General features: G+C 52.6%; 2 protein-coding genes. Both read right to left on the reverse strand.

Annotated features, from left to right (window positions below; translation table 11 throughout):
* Positions 1-151: 151 nt before the first annotated feature.
* A complete protein-coding gene (locus INT33_RS20840) occupies positions 152-1405 on the reverse strand; it encodes a 2-aminoadipate transaminase (RefSeq protein ID WP_192539680.1) in 1254 nt (417 codons plus the stop codon).
* Between the two features lie 185 nt (positions 1406-1590).
* A complete protein-coding gene (locus INT33_RS20845; RefSeq protein ID WP_226940295.1) occupies positions 1591-2319 on the reverse strand; it encodes a flagellin N-terminal helical domain-containing protein in 729 nt (242 codons plus the stop codon).
* Between the last annotated feature and the right edge of the window lie 55 nt (positions 2320-2374).

A 2374-nucleotide genomic window follows, 5' to 3' on the forward strand; every position in this document is an offset into this window, starting at 1 on the left:
TGGGGCAAGCGCTGGTAAATCGAATTATCCGTTGCCAGTACCGTGCGCTGGGCGTAATCAGGGGCAATCTCGCCGTCGAAGCCGCGGGTCTTTAGGGCTTCCAGAAAGCGCTTGTATACCGCGCTAACACTTTCACCGGCTTGCATTGCGATCATGCGCTTAGCGTCTCCAGCGCCTGTTCAATAAGGCTTAGACCTTCTTTTAATATTTCTGGCTCAGTGGTGAGCGGCGGCAATAAACGTAGAATATTGCGTTTGCGTCCGCTGGGCATCAGCAGAACGCCAGCGTTACGTCCGGCGGTCAATAGCGCCGTCAGATGCTCAGCGCCTGTGGCATTTTGAGTATCGTTAAAAACAATACCCCGCATCGAACCAACGCCCGTCATGGCTCCCAGCATAGGAAAGCGGCCGCTTGACTGCCACGCCTGGTAAGCTTCAACTATCAGTGCTTCCTGCTGCTCTCCCCAGCAGGCAAGCGCCTCTTCCTGCATGATGTCCATGACGGCCAGTGCGGCTGCGCATGCCACTGCATTGCCTGAGTATGTGCCACCCAGCGCACCTTTGGGTAACGCATCCATTAGCTCTGCCCGCCCCGCTAACGCCGCTAGCGGCAACCCAGAGGCGATGCTTTTGCCCATCAACAGAAGATCTGGCTCAACGCCCAAGTGTGAAAAGCCGAAACGCTTACCACTGCGCCCGAATCCTGATTGAATTTCGTCAAATATCAGTATGATGTTGTGTTGATTACAGATTTCACGCATTGCCGTGGCGAACTGAGGGCACAATAGGCGAAAACCACCTTCTCCCTGGATGGGCTCAACGATCATGCAAGCCACTTCATCGGCGGGTATTTCAACTTCAAATAGCCGCTCCAGCGCGGCAAGCGCCTGCTCATCGGTCACACCGCTATCACGGCTCGGGAAAGGTAGGTGATAGACAGGCCCCGGTAAGGCGCCAAGGCCTGACTTGTACGGTTTAACCTTGCCATTCAAGTTCAAGGCGGCCAGCGTTCGGCCATGAAAAGCATCGTCGAAGGCAATAACTGCTTGTCGACCGGTGACACCTCGAGCAACTTTGAGAGCGTTTTCGGTTGCTTCTGCACCGCTATTGGTGAGCATGCAGGAGAGCGGATAGGAGACCGGTACAAACTGGTTTAATGCGTCTACTACCGATAGATAACCCCGATGTGGCACTGCATTAAATGCAGAATGCATTAACGTTTCTACCTGGCTTTGAACGGCTTCCACTACTGCCGGATGGCTATGACCAAGGTTAAGCACGCCGATGCCGCCGATAAAATCGATATAGCGCTGGCCTGATTCATCCCAAACCTCCGCATTACGCCCGCGGGCTATACAAATAGGGTGTAAAACGCCTAACGCAGCACTTACATGAGGAAGATCCATTGCCATTGCTTTTCTGCCATTCAGGGTGAATGACGCTATCAAAGCAAATTATCAGGCGAGATCACAAACGAAAAAAAACGCCTAATGCATGCCATATTGGAATGGATGAATCACCAAGCGCTTAATGATCAGGCAGTGACGTTACTGATCGGCGAAAAAGGAATGTATATTTTACTGCCTGGAGCTTATAGGCCTTCCAACAAACGCAGGATCATCTGCGGCTGCTGGTTGGCCTGAGCGAGTATCGACATGCCCGCCTGCTGGAGAATTTGCGCACGGATCAGGTTCGATACTTCTTTGGCATAATCGGTATCCTGAATGCGCGACTGGGCCGCCGAAAGGTTGACGATGTTGTTATTAAGCCCATCGATCACGCTTTCAAAACGGTTTTGTACCGCGCCAAAATAGCTGCGCTGACGATCCAGTTGCTTAATGGCCTCATCAAGCTTGTCCATGGGGTTTTCAGTGGCATTGTCTTTAAGCACGCTGAAGCCATTAAGGCCTAATGCATCAAGGCTCATGGCCGCCATACGCACGCTGATGGTATTGCCTGCATTGGCCCCCACCTGAATATTAAGGCTGCGCGCCTCCCCGATCAGGTTAATACCGTTGAAGTTGCTCTGCTCTGCGATGCGGTCGATTTCCTCCATCCGCTGGTCGATTTCATCCTGAATTGAGGACAGGTCGTCAGGCGTATAGGTACCGTTGCCCGCCTGAACACTTAGCTCACGAATCCGCTGCAGATTGTCGTTGATCTGATTAAGCGAGCCTTCAGCCGTTTGTACCAGCGAAATCCCGTCGTTGGTATTGCGGATAGCCTGATGCATGCCGCGGATTTGCGAACCCATTCGATTGGCGATCGCCTGCCCGGCCGGATCGTCCTTGGCGCTATTAGGTTTTGTACGAAAAGTCATTTCTGCTAAATTTGTCTATGCAATAGCTGCATAGGAGAACAGTCATGGTCGGGCG

The sequence above is a fragment of the Halomonas colorata genome, assembly GCF_014897985.1.
Classification (GTDB): Bacteria; Pseudomonadota; Gammaproteobacteria; order Pseudomonadales; family Halomonadaceae; genus Vreelandella; species Vreelandella colorata.